Annotated in this window: 14 protein-coding genes and 1 other RNA gene; all 15 read right to left on the reverse strand. The window is 70.1% G+C overall.

The window, feature by feature from the left end; translation table 11 throughout:
* Positions 1 to 24: 24 nt before the first annotated feature.
* Positions 25 to 1,119, reverse strand: coding sequence for an undecaprenyldiphospho-muramoylpentapeptide beta-N-acetylglucosaminyltransferase (gene murG, locus A2790_RS00715; RefSeq protein ID WP_293386791.1), 1,095 nt, complete (start codon positions 1,117 to 1,119; stop codon positions 25 to 27).
* 14 nt (positions 1,120 to 1,133) lie between these two features.
* On the reverse strand, positions 1,134 to 2,309 hold the full coding sequence (gene ftsW / locus A2790_RS00720) for a putative lipid II flippase FtsW (RefSeq protein WP_293386792.1): 1,176 nt from the start codon (positions 2,307 to 2,309) through the stop codon (positions 1,134 to 1,136).
* Complete coding sequence (murD, locus tag A2790_RS00725) at positions 2,306 to 3,721, reverse strand: UDP-N-acetylmuramoyl-L-alanine--D-glutamate ligase (protein WP_293386793.1); 1,416 nt, start codon at positions 3,719 to 3,721, stop codon at positions 2,306 to 2,308. Before murD ends, ftsW begins: the two co-directional genes overlap by 4 nt.
* Before the next feature lie 18 nt (positions 3,722 to 3,739).
* A complete protein-coding gene (mraY, locus tag A2790_RS00730; RefSeq protein ID WP_293386794.1) occupies positions 3,740 to 4,849 on the reverse strand; it encodes a phospho-N-acetylmuramoyl-pentapeptide-transferase in 1,110 nt (369 codons plus the stop codon).
* The gene (gene murF / locus A2790_RS00735) at positions 4,849 to 6,237 is read right to left on the reverse strand and encodes a UDP-N-acetylmuramoyl-tripeptide--D-alanyl-D-alanine ligase (protein WP_293386795.1); all 1,389 of its coding nucleotides are present in this window, start codon (positions 6,235 to 6,237) and stop codon (positions 4,849 to 4,851) included. The genes mraY and murF overlap by 1 nt, the downstream gene beginning before the upstream one ends.
* Positions 6,230 to 7,684 carry a UDP-N-acetylmuramoyl-L-alanyl-D-glutamate--2,6-diaminopimelate ligase gene (locus A2790_RS00740; RefSeq protein WP_293386796.1) on the reverse strand — a complete coding sequence of 485 codons (1,455 nt, stop codon included), beginning with the start codon at positions 7,682 to 7,684 and terminating at the stop codon, positions 6,230 to 6,232. Before A2790_RS00740 ends, murF begins: the two co-directional genes overlap by 8 nt.
* Positions 7,681 to 9,441 carry a penicillin-binding protein 2 gene (locus A2790_RS00745; protein WP_293386797.1) on the reverse strand — a complete coding sequence of 587 codons (1,761 nt, stop codon included), beginning with the start codon at positions 9,439 to 9,441 and terminating at the stop codon, positions 7,681 to 7,683. Before A2790_RS00745 ends, A2790_RS00740 begins: the two co-directional genes overlap by 4 nt.
* Complete coding sequence (locus tag A2790_RS00750; RefSeq protein ID WP_293386798.1) at positions 9,438 to 9,896, reverse strand: cell division protein; 459 nt, start codon at positions 9,894 to 9,896, stop codon at positions 9,438 to 9,440. Before A2790_RS00750 ends, A2790_RS00745 begins: the two co-directional genes overlap by 4 nt.
* Positions 9,893 to 10,828, reverse strand: coding sequence for a 16S rRNA (cytosine(1402)-N(4))-methyltransferase RsmH (gene rsmH / locus A2790_RS00755; protein WP_293386799.1), 936 nt, complete (start codon positions 10,826 to 10,828; stop codon positions 9,893 to 9,895). The genes A2790_RS00750 and rsmH overlap by 4 nt, the downstream gene beginning before the upstream one ends.
* On the reverse strand, positions 10,825 to 11,292 hold the full coding sequence (locus A2790_RS00760) for a cell division protein MraZ (protein WP_068877015.1): 468 nt from the start codon (positions 11,290 to 11,292) through the stop codon (positions 10,825 to 10,827). Before A2790_RS00760 ends, rsmH begins: the two co-directional genes overlap by 4 nt.
* A gap of 266 nt (positions 11,293 to 11,558) precedes the next feature.
* Positions 11,559 to 11,965: RNase P RNA component class A (gene rnpB, locus A2790_RS00765), an RNA gene on the reverse strand.
* A gap of 41 nt (positions 11,966 to 12,006) precedes the next feature.
* Positions 12,007 to 12,504, reverse strand: coding sequence for a GNAT family N-acetyltransferase (locus A2790_RS00770; RefSeq protein ID WP_293386800.1), 498 nt, complete (start codon positions 12,502 to 12,504; stop codon positions 12,007 to 12,009).
* Positions 12,501 to 13,220 carry an N-acetylmuramoyl-L-alanine amidase gene (locus A2790_RS00775; protein ID WP_293386801.1) on the reverse strand — a complete coding sequence of 240 codons (720 nt, stop codon included), beginning with the start codon at positions 13,218 to 13,220 and terminating at the stop codon, positions 12,501 to 12,503. Before A2790_RS00775 ends, A2790_RS00770 begins: the two co-directional genes overlap by 4 nt.
* Positions 13,217 to 14,110 carry a DMT family transporter gene (locus A2790_RS00780; RefSeq protein WP_293386802.1) on the reverse strand — a complete coding sequence of 298 codons (894 nt, stop codon included), beginning with the start codon at positions 14,108 to 14,110 and terminating at the stop codon, positions 13,217 to 13,219. Before A2790_RS00780 ends, A2790_RS00775 begins: the two co-directional genes overlap by 4 nt.
* Before the next feature lie 38 nt (positions 14,111 to 14,148).
* Positions 14,149 to 15,045 (reverse strand): alpha/beta hydrolase, encoded by an 897-nt coding sequence (locus A2790_RS00785; protein ID WP_293386803.1) that lies wholly within the window; start codon positions 15,043 to 15,045, stop codon positions 14,149 to 14,151.
* Positions 15,046 to 15,095 lie beyond the last annotated feature (50 nt).

Below are 15,095 nucleotides of genomic sequence, written 5' to 3' on the forward strand. Positions count from 1 at the left end.
GCGCCGCGTCGGGGAATATCCGCCCTACTTGCGCGCGGAGGCCTCGACCACGTCGGCCAGCCGCTCGGCCGCATCGGGGATGGCGACGGACCGCGACGCCGCGGCCATGCGGGCCAGGCGGTCGGGGTTGTTCAGCAGCTTGGTCAGGGCGCCCGAAAGCGACTCGACGGTGAGCTGGTTCTCCCGCGCCACCTCCGCCCCGCCGGCGTCGGCCAGCAGCTTGGCGTTCTGGCCCTGGTCGTCGTCGATGGCGATCGCCAGCGGCACCAGAATGGCCGGCTTTCCCGCCACGGCGAACTCGCAGACGCTGCCCGCGCCCGAGCGGCCGATCACCAGGTGGGCATCGCGCAGGCGGCTGGCGATGTCGCGGAAGAAGGGCGCGATCTCGGCGTCCACCAGGGCGTCGCGATAGGCCCGGCGAGCGGTGTTCATGGATTCGGCGCGGGTCTGCTGCTGGACGATCAGCCGCTTGCGCAGCTCCTCCGGCATCGCCTTCACCGCCTCGGGCACGAGCTCGGAGAGCAAGCGCGCGCCCTGGCTGCCCCCGGTCACCAGCAGGCGCAGCGGGCCGTTGGGTTCCGGCGGGATGTAGGGAGTCTCGGCCAGCGCCCGGATCGGCGGCCTGACCGGGTTGCCGACGACACGCGCCCGCTCCGCCACGCCCTTGGGAGCCTTGGTCAGCGTCGGGAAAGCGCAGGCGATGGTCTGGACGTGCGGCGCCAGGAACCGGTTCGCCCGGCCCATCACCGCGTTCTGCTCATGGATCACGGTGGGTCGGCGGTCCATGATCGCGGCCACCAGGGCCGGCGCCGACGGATAGCCGCCGAAGCCGACGACGACGTTGGGATTGATCTCCCGGAACACCGATCGCGCCTGCAGCGCCCCGCGCAGCACGGCGACGCCCGCGCGCATCATCCCGATGGGGTCGCCCGGCTTGAAGGTCGCCGCCGACAGGCCGATGCGGCGCTCGGCGGGGAAATCCTGGGCCAGGCCCGCGACCCGCTCATCAGAAGCCAGGACAATCCCCCAGCCGCGCGCGATCAGGGCCTCGGCCAGGGCCTGGGCGGGGAACAGGTGACCGCCGGTTCCCCCGGCGGCGACGACGGCGATCTTGCGCATGCCTGGACCGCTGCTCACGCGAACGCGCCGGCCTTGGCGAGGCCTTCGCTGGGCGTGTACGCCCCCGGCCTGCGGCGGGTCAGCGCCAGCGCCAGGCCCATGGTCAGCCCCATGGCCAGCATGGACGAGCCGCCGTAGCTGATGAACGGCAGGGTCATCCCCTTGGTCGGGATGAGGTTGAGATTGACCGCTACGTTGATGATCGCCTGCTGCCCCACGAGCACGAAGAGGCCCGCCGCGGCCACCTGTTCGAATGGGTCGCTCAGTTTCATGGCGCGATAGAGGCCGCGGACCACGACGAAGGCGAAAAGCGAGATCAGCAGCAGGCTGAGCACTAGGCCGTACTCCTCGGCGCCTACCGAATAGATGAAGTCGGTGTGGAGGTCCGGCACGTGGCGCTTCATCACCCCTTCGCCCGGGCCGCGCCCGAACGCGCCGCCAGCGGCGATGGCTTCGGCCGCGCGATCCACCTGGTGGGTGTCGGCCTTGTCGGGGCTCAGGAACCGGTCGACCCGGCTCGCCACGTGCGGGAACAGGAAGTAGGTGGACGACAGGCCCGCGATCGCCGTGGCCCCCAGTAGCATGACCCATGACATGGGCACGCCCGCCATCCAGAACGCAGCTCCGAAGGCGACGGTGATCAGCACCGTTTGGCCCACGTCCGGCTGGATCAGCAACAGGCCCACCGAGACGGCGTAGAGCCCAAACGCGACCGAGACGCCCGGCACGCCCTGCCCCTTCTGCCCCTCGGCGAACATCCAGGCGACCAGGATGATCAGCGCGGGCTTCATGTACTCGGAGGGCTGGAAGGTGAAGCCGCCGAACTCCAGCCAGCGGGTGGCGCCCTTGGCGTTGTGACCGATGAACGGCAGCGCGATCATCACGGCGATGGCGAACAGCCAGATGAAGAACGACGCCCGGCGCACGCCGCGCACATCCAGCATCGAGACGCTGATCAGGACCACCGCGGAGGCGGCGGCGAACACGCACTGGCGCACGGCGAAGTGAAACGGATCGCCGATGTTCATCCGGGCCGCCGCCGCCGGGCTTGCGGCGAACGACATCAGGACGCCGATCCCGATCAGGATGCCCACGACGCCCAGCATCCAGCGGTCGACCGTCCACCACCAGACGCCCAGCGGCGAACGGTCCGAGCGCGGGAAGGCATGCGCGTTGCTGGCGGTCGTCATGCGGACGCCTCCGTTGTCTTGCCGGCGGCCAGGGCGGCCACGGCGGCGCGGAACGCCTCGCCCCGGGCCTCGAAGTCGGCGAACTGGTCGAAGGAGGCGCAGGCCGGCGACAGCAGGACGATGGCGTCCTTGCCGGAATGGGCGGCGTCCCTGTAGGCGGCCTCCACGGCCGCGGCGATGGTCCCGCTCTGTACGGCCGCCGCCTTGCCCTGAAGCACGTCGGCGAAGGCCGGCGCGGCCTCGCCCACGAGGTAGGCTTTGATCACCCGCGGGAAGAGATCGGCCAGATCGTCGATGCCGCCCGTCTTCGGCTGGCCGCCGGCGATCCAGTAGAATTTCGGATAGCTCGACATCGCCTGACGCGCGGCGTCGGCGTTGGTGGCCTTGCTGTCGTTGACGAACCGCACCTTGCCGAGGGTCCCGACGGTCTCCATCCGGTGAGCCAGGCCCGGGAAGGTCATCAACGCGCGGGCGGCGGCGGCGGAATCGATGCCCAGGCCCTTGGCCGCGGCATAGGCGGCCGCAGCGTTCTGCCAGTTGTGCCGGCCGGGCAGCGATCGCGCGCGCTTTAGGTCCGCCACCTGCGTCGCGCGCTCGCCCGCGGCGTCGTACAGCAGGCCGTCGAGGGCATAGACGCCGCGGCTCATGGCCTTGTTGGCGGAGATCGGCACGATGGTGCGCCGGTTGGCGGCGGTGATCTCGGTGCAGATCCGCTGGCCCCAGGCGTCGTCCACGCCGATGACGGCCGTGTCGCCCTTGTCCTGATTGGCCAGGATCCGCTTCTTGGCCGCGACATAGCCCTCCATGTCGCCGTGCCGCTCCAGGTGGTCGGGCGAGACATTGAGGATCAAGGCGACGTCGGCGTGCAGGCTGGAGGTCAGGTCAAGCTGATAAGACGACAGCTCCAGCACATAGACCGCACCCCCGTGCATATCCTCCAGGCTCAGCACGCCCGTGCCGATATTGCCGCCGATCCGCACGTCCCGGCCGGCCTCGGCGCAGATGTGGCCGATCAGCGCCGTGGTGGTCGACTTGCCGTTCGTGCCGGTGATGGCGACGATCTTCGGCCGCTTGTGCTCCGGCGCGGCGTTCACGGTGCGCGCGAAGAGTTCGATGTCGCCCAGGATCTCGACGCCGTTTGCGCGGGCCTTGTCCACGGTCCAGTGCGGCTTGGGATGGGTCAGGGGCACGCCCGGCGACAGCATCAGCGCCGCGAAACCCGACCAGTCGGCCGACGTCAGGTCGGTGACCTCGAAGCCGTCGGCCACCGCGGCGTCGCGGGTGGCGGGCTTGTCGTCCCAGAGCGCCACCTTGGCGCCGCCGGCCACAAGAGCGCGCGCCGCGGCCAGCCCCGTGCGGGCCAGCCCGAAGACGGCGACGGTCTTCCCCTCAAAGCCGCGGACCGGGATCATGACGCGGGGCGCACCTCCCTACCGGAGCTTCAGGGTGGCGAGACCGACCAGCGCCAGCATGACCGCGACGATCCAGAACCGGATCACGACGGTGGATTCCGACCAGCCCAGCTTCTCGAAATGGTGGTGCACCGGCGCCATGCGGAACACGCGCTTCCCCGTCAGCTTGAACGAGGCCACCTGCACCACGACCGACAACAGTTCGGCGACGAACAGGCCGCCGATGATGGCCAGAACGATCTCGTGCCGCGCGGCGACGGCGATGGCGCCAACCGCGCCGCCCAGGGCCAGCGAGCCGGTGTCGCCCATGAAGATCTTGGCCGGCGGGGCGTTGTACCAGAGGAAGCCAAGGCCGGCGCCGATCAGCGCCCCGCACAGCACCGCAAGCTCGCCGACGCCCGGGACGAAGTGGAGCTGCAGATAGTTGGCGAAGACGTAGTTGCCGACGAGATAGGTGATCAGCCCATAGGCGGCGGCGGCGATCATCACCGGCACGGTGGCGAGACCGTCCAGGCCGTCGGTGAAGTTCACCGCATTGGCCGCGCCCACGATCACGAAGGCGCCGAACAGCAGGTAGAACCAGCCCATGTCGATGAAGAGCTGCTTGAAGAGCGGGAACGTCACCGACGTCAGCAGTTCGGGGCTCTCCGGCGGCTTGGCCGCGAAGAGGATGATCAGGACGATGGCGGCCATGGCGATGGCCGCCTCCAGCACCAGGCGCACGCGCCCCGAGATGCCGGCCGTCGTCTGCTTTGTGACCTTGGAGTAGTCGTCCAGGAAGCCCAGCAGGCCATAGCCCGCCGTGACCAGCAGCACGGCCCAGACGTAGACGTTCGACAGGTCGGCCCACAGCAGAGTGCCGGCGAACAGGCCAGCCAGGATCATCACCCCGCCCATGGTGGGGGTGCCGGCCTTCTCGACGATGTGGCGCTCGATACCCTCGGCGCGGATCGGCTGCCCCTTGCCCTGCTTGGCCTTCATCCAGCGGATGAACCGCGAGCCCAGCAGCACGACCACCAGCTGGGCGGTCACGATCGCCAGGCCCGTCCGGGTGGTCTGGTACTTCAGCAGGTTGAGGATCGGAACGTAGCCGGCCGAGGCGAACGTCAGGTAGAGCCAGTAGAACATCAGCCGCGCTCCTCGGACTCGAGCGCAGCCAGGCTCTGGGCGATCAGCCCGGCCTTCGACCCGTTCGACCCCTTCACCATCACCACGTCGCCGGCCTCTACGGCCTGTGCGAGCTGCGGCGCGAGGGCGGCAGCATTCTCGGCGTAGCCGCCTCTCCGAGTCGGCGGAAGGGCGTTCCAGAGGGATTCCATCAGAGGACCGGCGCAGAAGACGAGGTCGATTGACGCAGCCTCCAGCGGCTCGGCCAGTCCTCCGTGGAACGCCTTGGCTTCCGGCCCCAGCTCCAGCATGTCGGTCAGGGCGACGATCCGCCGGCCGGGCGCCGTCCGCGCGCCCAGGGTCCGGATGGCCGAGGCCATGGAGATCGGATTGGCGTTGTAGCTCTCGTCGATCAGGGTGAAGGCCCCGCGGGGCCCCTGGACCGTCTTCTCCGCGCCCCGCCCCGCCAGCGGCTCGAACGAGCCAAGCGCGGCCAACCCCTTGTCCAGGTCGACGTCCAGCGCGTCCAGCATCAGCAGGACCGCCATGCTGTTCAGGCCCCAGTGAAGGCCCGTCTGCAGGATGGGGAAGTCCATCGCCTTGCCGTGCAGGCGCGCCTGCACCACCGCATGGCCGCCGGGAACCTGGAAATCGATCAGGCGCGCGTCGCAGTCCTCACCGGTCCCGAAGGTGCGGATCGTCGCGCCCGCCTTCACCGCCTCGGCCTTGAGCAGGTCGAACCAGCGGTTGTCGGCGTTCAGCACCGCCACGCCGCCGGGCTCCAGCCCCTCGAACACCTCGGCCTTGGCCCGCGCCACGCCCGCCTCGCCATCCGGGAAGTTCTCGGTGTGCACCGGCCCCACGGTCGTCACCAGGGCCGCGTGCGGGCGAACGAAGTGGGTCAGCGGCCGGATCTCGTCGGCGTGGTTCATGCCGATCTCGAACACAGCGCGCTGGGTGGCCTGCGGCATCCGCGCCAGGGTCAGGGGCACGCCGATGTGGTTGTTGTAGCTCTTCACAGACGAGTGCGCCGGCCCGGCCAGCTTCAAGCCCGCCATAATCGCCTGGGTGACGCTGGTCTTGCCGACCGAGCCGGTGACGGCGCCCCGACGGGCCCCCGTCGCCCGCTCACGCGCCGCCACGCCGAGCTTCTCAAGCGCCGCCAGCGTGTCGGCGGTCTTCACGAAGGGCGCGTCGACGTCCTGCGCTACCAGGGCGCCCGCGGCCCCCTTAGCCATGGCCTGGGCCACGAACTCGTGGCCGTCCCGCACGCCGGCCAGGGCCACGAACAGGTCGCCGGGCTCCAGCGTGCGGGTGTCGATCGAGACTCCGGTGGCGGTGAAACCTGCGCCCTCCACCCCGCCCGTCGCCCTCGCTAAGTCTGCCGAGGTCCAGAGCGGGTCAGCCATGGACAAGCTCCAGGGCTTTGGCCGTCTCCTCGACATCATCGAAGGGATGGGTCACGCCGGCGACGATCTGGCCCTGCTCATGGCCCTTGCCAGCCACCACCAGGATATCACCGTCCTCGAGCATCGCCGCGGCGGCGCGGATCGCCTCGCGCCGGTCGCCGATTTCCTTGGCGCCCCTCGCCCCGGCGAGGACCTCGGCCCGGATCGTGGCGGGGACTTCCGAGCGTGGGTTGTCGTCGGTGACGATGGCGATGTCGGCCAGCCGCGCGGCCGCCTCGCCCATCAGCGGGCGCTTGCCCTTGTCGCGGTCGCCGCCGGCGCCGAACACCACGATCAGCCGGCCGCGCACGTGCGGGCGCAGGGCGCTCAGCACGGTTTCCAGTCCGTCCGGCGTGTGGGCGTAGTCAACATAGGCCTCCCCTCCGCGCGGCCCGGCCCCCACGCGCTGCAGGCGGCCCGGCGCGCCGTTCAACCGCTCGAGCCCGGCGAAGGTCTCTTCGAAGCTCAGTCCCGCCGCCCGGCACAGGCCCGCCGCCACCAGGGCGTTCGAGGCCTGGAAGGCGCCGGCCAGTGGCAGCCGCACGTCCCACAACCGCCCGTCAGCGCGGATCTTCAGCCGTTGGCCGTCGGGCAGCAGGGACCGTTCCATCAGCTTCAGCGCCTGGCCCGTCTCGCCGACGCTCATCACGCGCTGGCCCGACACCACCGAGGCGGCGGCGAAGAACGGGAAGGCCTCGTTGTCGGCGTTCAGCACCGCCGTGGCGCCCCGGGGCATCAGCTGCTCGAACAAGCGCAGCTTCGCCTTCATGTAGGCGTCCATGGTCAGGTGGTAGTCGAGGTGGTCCTGGCTGAGGTTCAGGAACCCGGCCGCCGACAGCCGCACCCCGTCCAGCCGGCGCTGGTCGATGCCGTGCGAGGAGGCTTCCATGGCGAAATGGGTCACGCCCAGCCGGCTGATGTGCATCAGCAGTTCGGCCACGTCCCCGGCGTCGGGCGTCGTCAGCCCAGGCGGCGTCACCTGCAGGTCGGCCTCGCCGGGCCGCGAGACGGTCACGCCCAGCGTCCCCATGCTGGCGGAGACGTGGCCCGCGCCGGCGAACATCTGGCGGCAGAAGTTGGCCACCGAGGTCTTGCCGTTGGTGCCCGTCACCGCCACGCAGGTCTGCGGCTGGCGGCCCCAGAAGTTCGCGGCGGCCAGGGCGTAGCCGCGGCGCGGATCGCGGCAGACGACCGTCGGCACGGAGAGGTTCAGGTCCTGGTCGGCGATCACCGCCGCCGCGCCCGCTTCCACGGCCTTGGCCGCAAAGGCCGCGCCGTCGACCGTCGAGCCCGGCAACGCCGCGAACAGGAAGCCCGGCTTCACCTTGCGGCTGTCGGCGGTGACGCCCGTGATCTCGGGGTCGACGCCCAGGTGGCGCTTCACGAGGCTGGTCAGGCGAACGGTCATTGCCCTTCGCCCATCTGTTCGACGCTGGGCGGCTCCACCGGGATCGCCTGGCCCACGTCGGCGCGCCGGGTGACGCCCAGGAACGGCGCGATCCGCTCGATCACCCGGCCGGCCGCGGGCGCCGCCACCCAGCCGCCGGTGGAGTAGCCGGCGCTGCGGGCGGTGCCATGGGGCTCGTCCAGCAGGATCAGGACGAAGTAGCGCTTGGCGTCCACCGGACCCGTCGTGGGGAAGACCGCCGCGAACGACGACACCTGGCGGCTGCGGCTGTAGCCCCGGATCGCCGGATCGTACTTCTCGCCCGTGCCGGTCTTACCGCCCACAGACAGGCCCGGCATGTTCGCCGACCGGCCGCTGCCGCTCTCGCCGCTGACGTTGGCCCGCATGATCGACAGCATCTGCAAGGAGGTGCGTTCGGACATGACACGGGGACCATCGACCTTCGCGCCGGGTTCCAGCTTGCGGATGGTCAGCGGGATCAACTTTCCGCCGTTCAGGATCGTGCCGTAGGCGCGCGCCAGCGCCAGCGGCGTGACGTTGATGCCGTGGCCGAACGAGGTGGAGGCGACGGCGTCGTCGTTCCACACCTTGGGCGTCAGCGGACGGGCGCTCTCGACCAGCTCCACCTTGGCCGGCGTGGTGAGGCCGAGCCCGGCGAAGTAGCGGCCCATCTGCTGCGGCCCGACACTCTCGGCCAGCTTGGCGGTGCCGATGTTGGACGAGTGCTGGAACACCTCGACCAGCGTCAGCACCTTCCGGGCGGCGTGGTAGTCGTGGATCGTGCGGTAGCCCAGCTTGTAGGGGTTGCGGGCGTCGAAGGTGCTCTCGGGCGTCGCGACGCCGCTGTCCAGGCCGATGGCGACGGTGAAGGCTTTGAACGTCGAGCCCATCTCATAGACCGTGGCCGCGGCGCGGTTGGTCTGGGCGTAGACGCCCGCCTTGCCGGGCTTGTTGGGATCGAACGCCGGCCAGCTGGCCATGCCCAGGATCTCGCCGGTATGGACGTCGGTGACCAGGCCCACCGCGCCCTTGGGCGTGAACTCGGCCACGGCCTTGTAGAGCTCGTCCTCCAGGGCGCCCTGGACCCGCAGATCGATCGACAGCGGCACCGGCGCGCCATTGCGGGCCGCGGCGCGGATGTCGTCGTTGAAGGCGGCCTCGGCGCCCGAGATGCCCTCGCCGCCGGCGTCGGAGAAGCCCACGATATGCGCGGCCGACGTGCCCAGGGGATAGACGCGGCGCTGCTCGGGCTCGAAGCTGACGCCCGGCAAGCCCAGCTCGTGCACCCGGTTGCGCTCCTGGGGCGTCAGGGCGCCCAGCACGAAGATCCGGCGGTTGCCGCGGAGCGCCCGCTCCAGGCGCTCGGGCTCCAGGTTCGGCAGGGTGCGGAGCAGGCTGCGGCGGGTCTCCTCGGTTTCCCAGATCTCCCGCGGGTCGATGTAGAGGCCGTAGTGCAGCAGGTCGGCCGCCAACAGCATGCCGTTGCGGTCGACGAGATCGGCGCGCGAGGCGCCCAGCGCCGCCAGGGACCCGCCGCTCCGCACGTCCGAGAACAGCGCGGCCCGCGTGGCGCCGATGGCCAGCGTTATGAAGCCCAGCGTGAACAGCGCCAGCACGAAGAAGATGCGCAGCCGGGTGTCGTCCTCGGCCTTGCCGGAGGCGCGGGCGCGCTCGAACGCATGCTCCAGGCCCCAGACGCGTTCGATCAGCCAGCGCGGCAGGCCCGTACGGCCGAATGCCTGTTGGCTGAAGCTCATCGCGGAACCTCGGGCGGACGCGGCGCCTGGGCCACGCGCACCGGGTTTGCCTCAGGCGGCGGCGGCGGCGGCACGCCGGGGATGACGTTGGCGCCGTCGACCATCGCGGCCACGGCGGAGACGGCCTTGGCCTTCTTCGGCGGGCCGGCCCGGGCCAGGTCGATGATCTGGTCGGGCGTCGCCTCGCGATGGGCCGTGACCGGCTCCATCTTCAGGTAGGTGACCGACAGGCGCTCGAGCCGGCCGGGCTGTTCCAGATGCGCGACCTCGGCCTGCAGCAGGCGGATGCGGGCCTTCTCGGCCTTGATCTGCCGCTCGATGGTGGCGATCTCGGCCCGCTCGCGGCCGGCCATGGTCTTGGCCAGGTAGACGCCGAGGATCACGGCCACCAGCAGGCCGACACCCACCAGGTCCAGAAGGCGGAAGCCGCGCACGCGGCGCGTGAAGACGCTCATGCCGCGACCCTCCACGCCGGCGCATCGGTGCGCACGGCCGCCCTCAGCTTTGCCGAGCGGGCGCGGGGATTGGCGGCCGTCTCCGCCTCGGACGGAGCCTTGGCGCCGTTGAACAGCAGACGGAAGCTGGGCTCGGCGCCCTTGGCCACCGGCGGCGCGTGGCGCGACCCCGCGGGCGTGCGGCCGGACCGCTCGCCCAGGAAGGTCTTCACGATCCGGTCTTCCAGGGAATGGAACGTGACGACGCAGAGGCGCCCGCCGGCCTTCAGCACGCGCTCGGCGGCCACGAGACCAGCCTCCAGCTCGGCCAGCTCCTCGTTCACGGCGATGCGCAGGCCCTGGAAGGTGCGGGTGGCCGGGTGGATCTTGGCGCCGCGGCGGCCGCCCAGCGCCTTCTCCACGAACTCGGCCAGCTCCAGCGTACGGCTGAAGGGCTGCTCCTCGCGACGGCGGATGATGGCCCGGGCGATCCGGCGGCTCTCCCGCTCCTCGCCATAGACGAAGATGATCCGCGCCAGCTCTTCCTGTTCGAGCGTGTTGACCAGGTCGGCCGCCGTCGGGCCGGTGTCGCCCATCCGCATGTCCAGCGGACCGTCCTGCATGAACGAGAAGCCCCGCTCGGCCTGGTCGATCTGCATCGAGCTCACGCCGAGGTCGAGGGCCACGCCGTCAGCGTGACCCTCGCCCAGCACCGCGTCCATCTCCGAGAATCGCGCTTCCACCAGGCGGAAGCGGTCGTCCGGAAATCCCGCGGCGAAGCGACGGACCGTAGGGTCGCGGTCAAAGGCCACGACCTTCGCTCCCGTCGCCAGGAAGGCGCGGCTGTAGCCACCCGCGCCGAAAGTGCCGTCCACCACGACGTCGCCCGGCCCGATGGCCAGGTGCTCGACGACCTCATTGAGGAGGACAGAAATGTGCGGGGCGCCGGTCATGCCGCGCCTCCGAGGCGGGCGGCCCGTTGCTTGGCCCGCATGTCGGCCAGGCCGCTGCGCGCGCGCTCGCGGTCGGCGGCGCGCTGGGCCCGGTAGGCGTCCCGCTCCCAGATTTCGAAGCGGTCGCGGAGGCCCACCACGGCCACCCAGTCGGTGATGCCGTACTGCTCGCAAAGCAGCTCTGGCAGGGTGATCCGGCCGGCGGTGTCGAACGACAGTTTCTGCATTTCCCCGAACACGTTGCGTTCGATGGAGTCGCGCAGTTCGTCGCCAAATTCCAGCTCGTCGGCCATGGCGCCGTAGCGATCGAACAGGGCCTGGCCGCCGCCCTCGATGCAGTCGGAGCGGATCGACGGAAACACGAAGACGCCGTCCGCCGGCCCCGAGAGCGCGGCGCGGTATTCCTGCGGCACAACGATGCGCCGCTTCGCGTCCAGCTGCTTCTCGAAGGTCGAGAGAAACATCTCTCCGTCCGGCCCCCTGCCCTTCGTCGACCAGCCTGAGTTCGCGCCCCGACCCGCCACTCTGACCGACGAATTGCAATTGGGTTAACATGGGATCGAGTGGGTTTCAATGACACTGACTGACTATTTGAGCCGAAACAAAGGTGTCTCTTGGTCGCACACCGGACCGCCCCAAGTTGTCCACAGAACATACGCGGAACTATTAGTTAACAGCAGCGCTTCTTCCTTCCGCACAGGCGGCGAAGGGGCTGCAGAAAAGGAAAATGCGGATCAGACGGCCTATAAGCCGGGTTCTGTGCCGCCCCTTGCGGGACGCGGCGGTCATTCCTCTGGACCGCTCCTCGCGGAGCGGTTCTCGCGACCTACCCGGACCCCTCGGAGCGGCAACGCTCCTACCCGCCAGTATCCTTGCGGACTTGGCCGGGCGCGGGATCCCTATTCGGTCTTGCTCCTGGCGGGGCTTGCCATGCGACCTCTGTTACCAGCGGCCCGGTGCGCTCTTACCGCACCCTTTCACCCTTACCGGCGCCGAAGCGCCGGCGGTTTGCTCTCTGTGGCGCTATCCCTGGGGTCGCCCCCGGCGGGCGTTACCCGCCGCCATGTCGTCGTGGAGCCCGGACTTTCCTCGACCCACCAACTTGCGTTGAGAGGCCGCGACCGCCCGGCCGTCTGATCCGCGCGGAAAGTGGTCGGCGGGGCGCGAAAGGTCAACCTTCAGAGGAATTTGGTCATGGCGAGGTCGTCCTCGACCGTACCGTCGCGGAGCCGCACCCGGTCGGCGAACCGTCCTTCCACGACGAACCCCATGCGCTCGTAGAGCCGCACGGCGCCGGCGTTGCCGGCGCGCACCATCAGCTCGACCCTCGCGACCGGCGGCGCCATCGCCCGCGCCTCGTTAAAGAGCGCCTCGAACAGGAGCCCGCCGATGCCCTGTCCCTGGAACTCGGGATGCACGGCGATCGTCAGGTCCGTCACCACGTGGTGGAACTGGCGCGGCCCCATCCGGTAGGCGTGGATCTCCCCCACGAGGCGGTCGCCCGCCCAGGCCCCGAGCGTGATCGTGGCCTCGCTCAGGAACTTGGCGATGTAGCCGATCTCGATCTCGTCCGGTTCCCGCGCCAACCCGCTGACGCCAGACGCGGCGGCGCGGTGCAGCGCCATGATCGCCTCGGCGTCCCGCGGACCGGTCTTACGGATCTCGATCCCGCTCACGCCGCCATCCGAAGCAGGGCGATGAGGCGCGCCCGCGTCTCCCCATCCGCGATCCCGTCCACGCGCTCCGGCCGCCAGTGGCGTTGAAAGGCGCGGACCACCGTCGCTGTGTCGGCGTCAAAGGTTCCGGAGGGCGGCAGGTCGTAGCCCAGGCGCGTGAAACCGGCCTGGAGGGCGAACACGGCGGCCCCAGTCTCACCCTCCCCGATCGGCTGCCCCGGCGCGGGCGACGCCTCCGCCCACAGGCCATGGCCGGCTTCGGCCAGGCGCTTCCACGGGAACAGCTCGCCAGGGTCGTCCTTGCGGGCGGGCGCCACGTCGGAATGGCCGACGATGTCGCGGTCCTCGATCGTCCAGCGGGTGCGGATGTCGGCGGTCAGGGCGATCACCGCCGCCACCTGCGCCTCGGGGAACGGCCGGTAGCCGAACTCGTGGCCGGGATTGACGATCTCGATGCCGATGGAGTCGCCATTCACGTTGCGGCGGCCACGCCAGTAGGAGACTCCGGCGTGCCAGGCCCGGCGCTCCTCCGGCACCAGCCGGAAGATGCGTCCATCCTCCTCCACCACATAGTGGGACGAGACCTTGGCTTCGGGGTCGCGCAAGCGCGCGATCGCCTCCTCGCCCGTGCGCATGCCGGTGTAGTGCAGCACCAGGATGCTGGGCGTGACCGTGCGCGGGTCGAAGTTCGGCGAAGGGGCCTCGATCACGTTCATTCGGGACGGTTCCGCATGGCGAGCAGCATGGACATCACTTGGTTCGCCCTGAGCGCGATGATCAGCACGCCGGCAAGCGCCAGGACGCTGCCGATGGCCAGCCGAGGGCCGAACGGCTCGTCCAGCACCGCGACGCCCAGTCCGATAGTGGCCAGGGGCGTCACCAGGATCAACGCCGAGATCAGGTTGGCCTCATAGCGCTGCAGCAGGGTGACATAGAGGGTGTGTGCGCCTACCGAGACGACCACCGCGGAGAAGACCAGGGCGGCCCAGAACGGCAGGCCAGCCGCGAGCGCCTTGTCCACCTGCCCCGGCTCCAGCCACGCCGACAGCAGCGCCATGGGCAGGACCGAAACCAGCCCCACCCAAGCCTGGAAGGTGATCGGGCGCATGCCTTCGATCTGCTTGGTCAGGATCACGCCGATCCCCGACATCACGGTGGCCCCGGCCACCAGCAGCAGCCCGGCCGAGAGCGTGAAACCGGCGGGGTTCCACATGACGGTCAGCACCCCGGCAAAGGTCAGCGCGATGCCCAGGCCGCGGCGCCAACGGATCCGCTCGCCCAGGAAGATCACCGAGAGGATGAGCGTGATCGGCATGCCCAGCTGCAGCACCACGGCGGCCGTGGAAGCGGTCGAATACTTCAGGCCGACGAACATCAGCCCGAAGTTGCCACCGCCCATCAGGAACGCCGTCAGCACCAGACGCCAGGTCGGCTTGGGCGCCGGGCGCAGGAACGGGACCAGCATCGCCGCCACGATGGCGAAGCGCGCGGCCGCGTAGAACAGCGGCGGCACGTCGAGGTCGCTCACCACGTACTTCGAGATGATGTTGTTGACCGCCCAGACCACGCACATGGCCATCAGCAGGCCGAAGTCGCGGAGGGCCATGCGCCCGGGTTAGGACGCTATGGCCCCCCGGCGCAACCTCAAGCCTTGAAGAAGGCTTCTAGGTCGGCGTTCAACTGATCCATATGGGTGACGAAAAGCCCATGCGGCGCGCCGGGATAGACCCTCAGTTCCGCGCCCCGGATCCCCGCCGCCAGCCGCTGGCCGGTGATGGCGAGCGGCGCCGAGGCGTCCTTGTCGCCGTGGATGACCAGTGTGGGCCGGTCGATCTTGGCCAGGTCCGGCCGCAGGTCCTTGCCGATCAGCGCCTTGAACGCGGCCACCGCCACCGGGACGGGCGTCGCGACCAGCTGGTCGGTCAGCCACGCCTTCATCGCTGGCGAGGTCTCGGGCGTGAAGAAGGGCGCCTGGTTGGCCATGGCCCACCCGGGGAAGTCGGTGGCGTAGGCCTTTAGCGTCGCCTGGTGGTAGGCCATCGGCGCGCCGTAGGGGTTGTCGGCCGTCTGAACCACATACGGGCCAACGGCGGCGACCAGCGCAACCTTCTTCACCTTCGCCGCGCCGTGCCGGCCCAGGTAGCGGATCACCTCGGCCCCGCCCATGGAATGTCCGACCAGGATCACGTTCTTCAGGCCCAGCGTCTCGATCACCGAGCCCAGGTCATCGGCCAGCGTATCCATGTCGTACCCGCGGGCCGGAACGTCCGAGCGGCCGTGCCCACGGCGATCGAAGGCGATGCAGCGAAAGCCGCGCTCGGCCAGGTGCGCCACCTGATAGGCCCACATCTCGCTGGAAAGCGCCCAGCTGGAGACGAACACCACCGGCTGGCCCTCGCCCCAGTCGCGGAAGTAGAGACGGGTTCCATCCCGCGCCTGCACGACGACCGGCCGGCGTTCCTGCGCTCCGGCAGGGCGCGCGCCGAGGGCGACCACCGATCCGGCGGCCAGGCTCGAGGTGATGATATCGCGGCGGTTCATCGGCATCTCCCTTGCTGGCGGGAGATGAGACCGGACCCGGAGGCGGGTCG

Source organism: Phenylobacterium sp. RIFCSPHIGHO2_01_FULL_69_31, from assembly GCF_001824475.1.
In the GTDB taxonomy this organism is placed as follows: Bacteria; Pseudomonadota; Alphaproteobacteria; order Caulobacterales; family Caulobacteraceae; genus Phenylobacterium.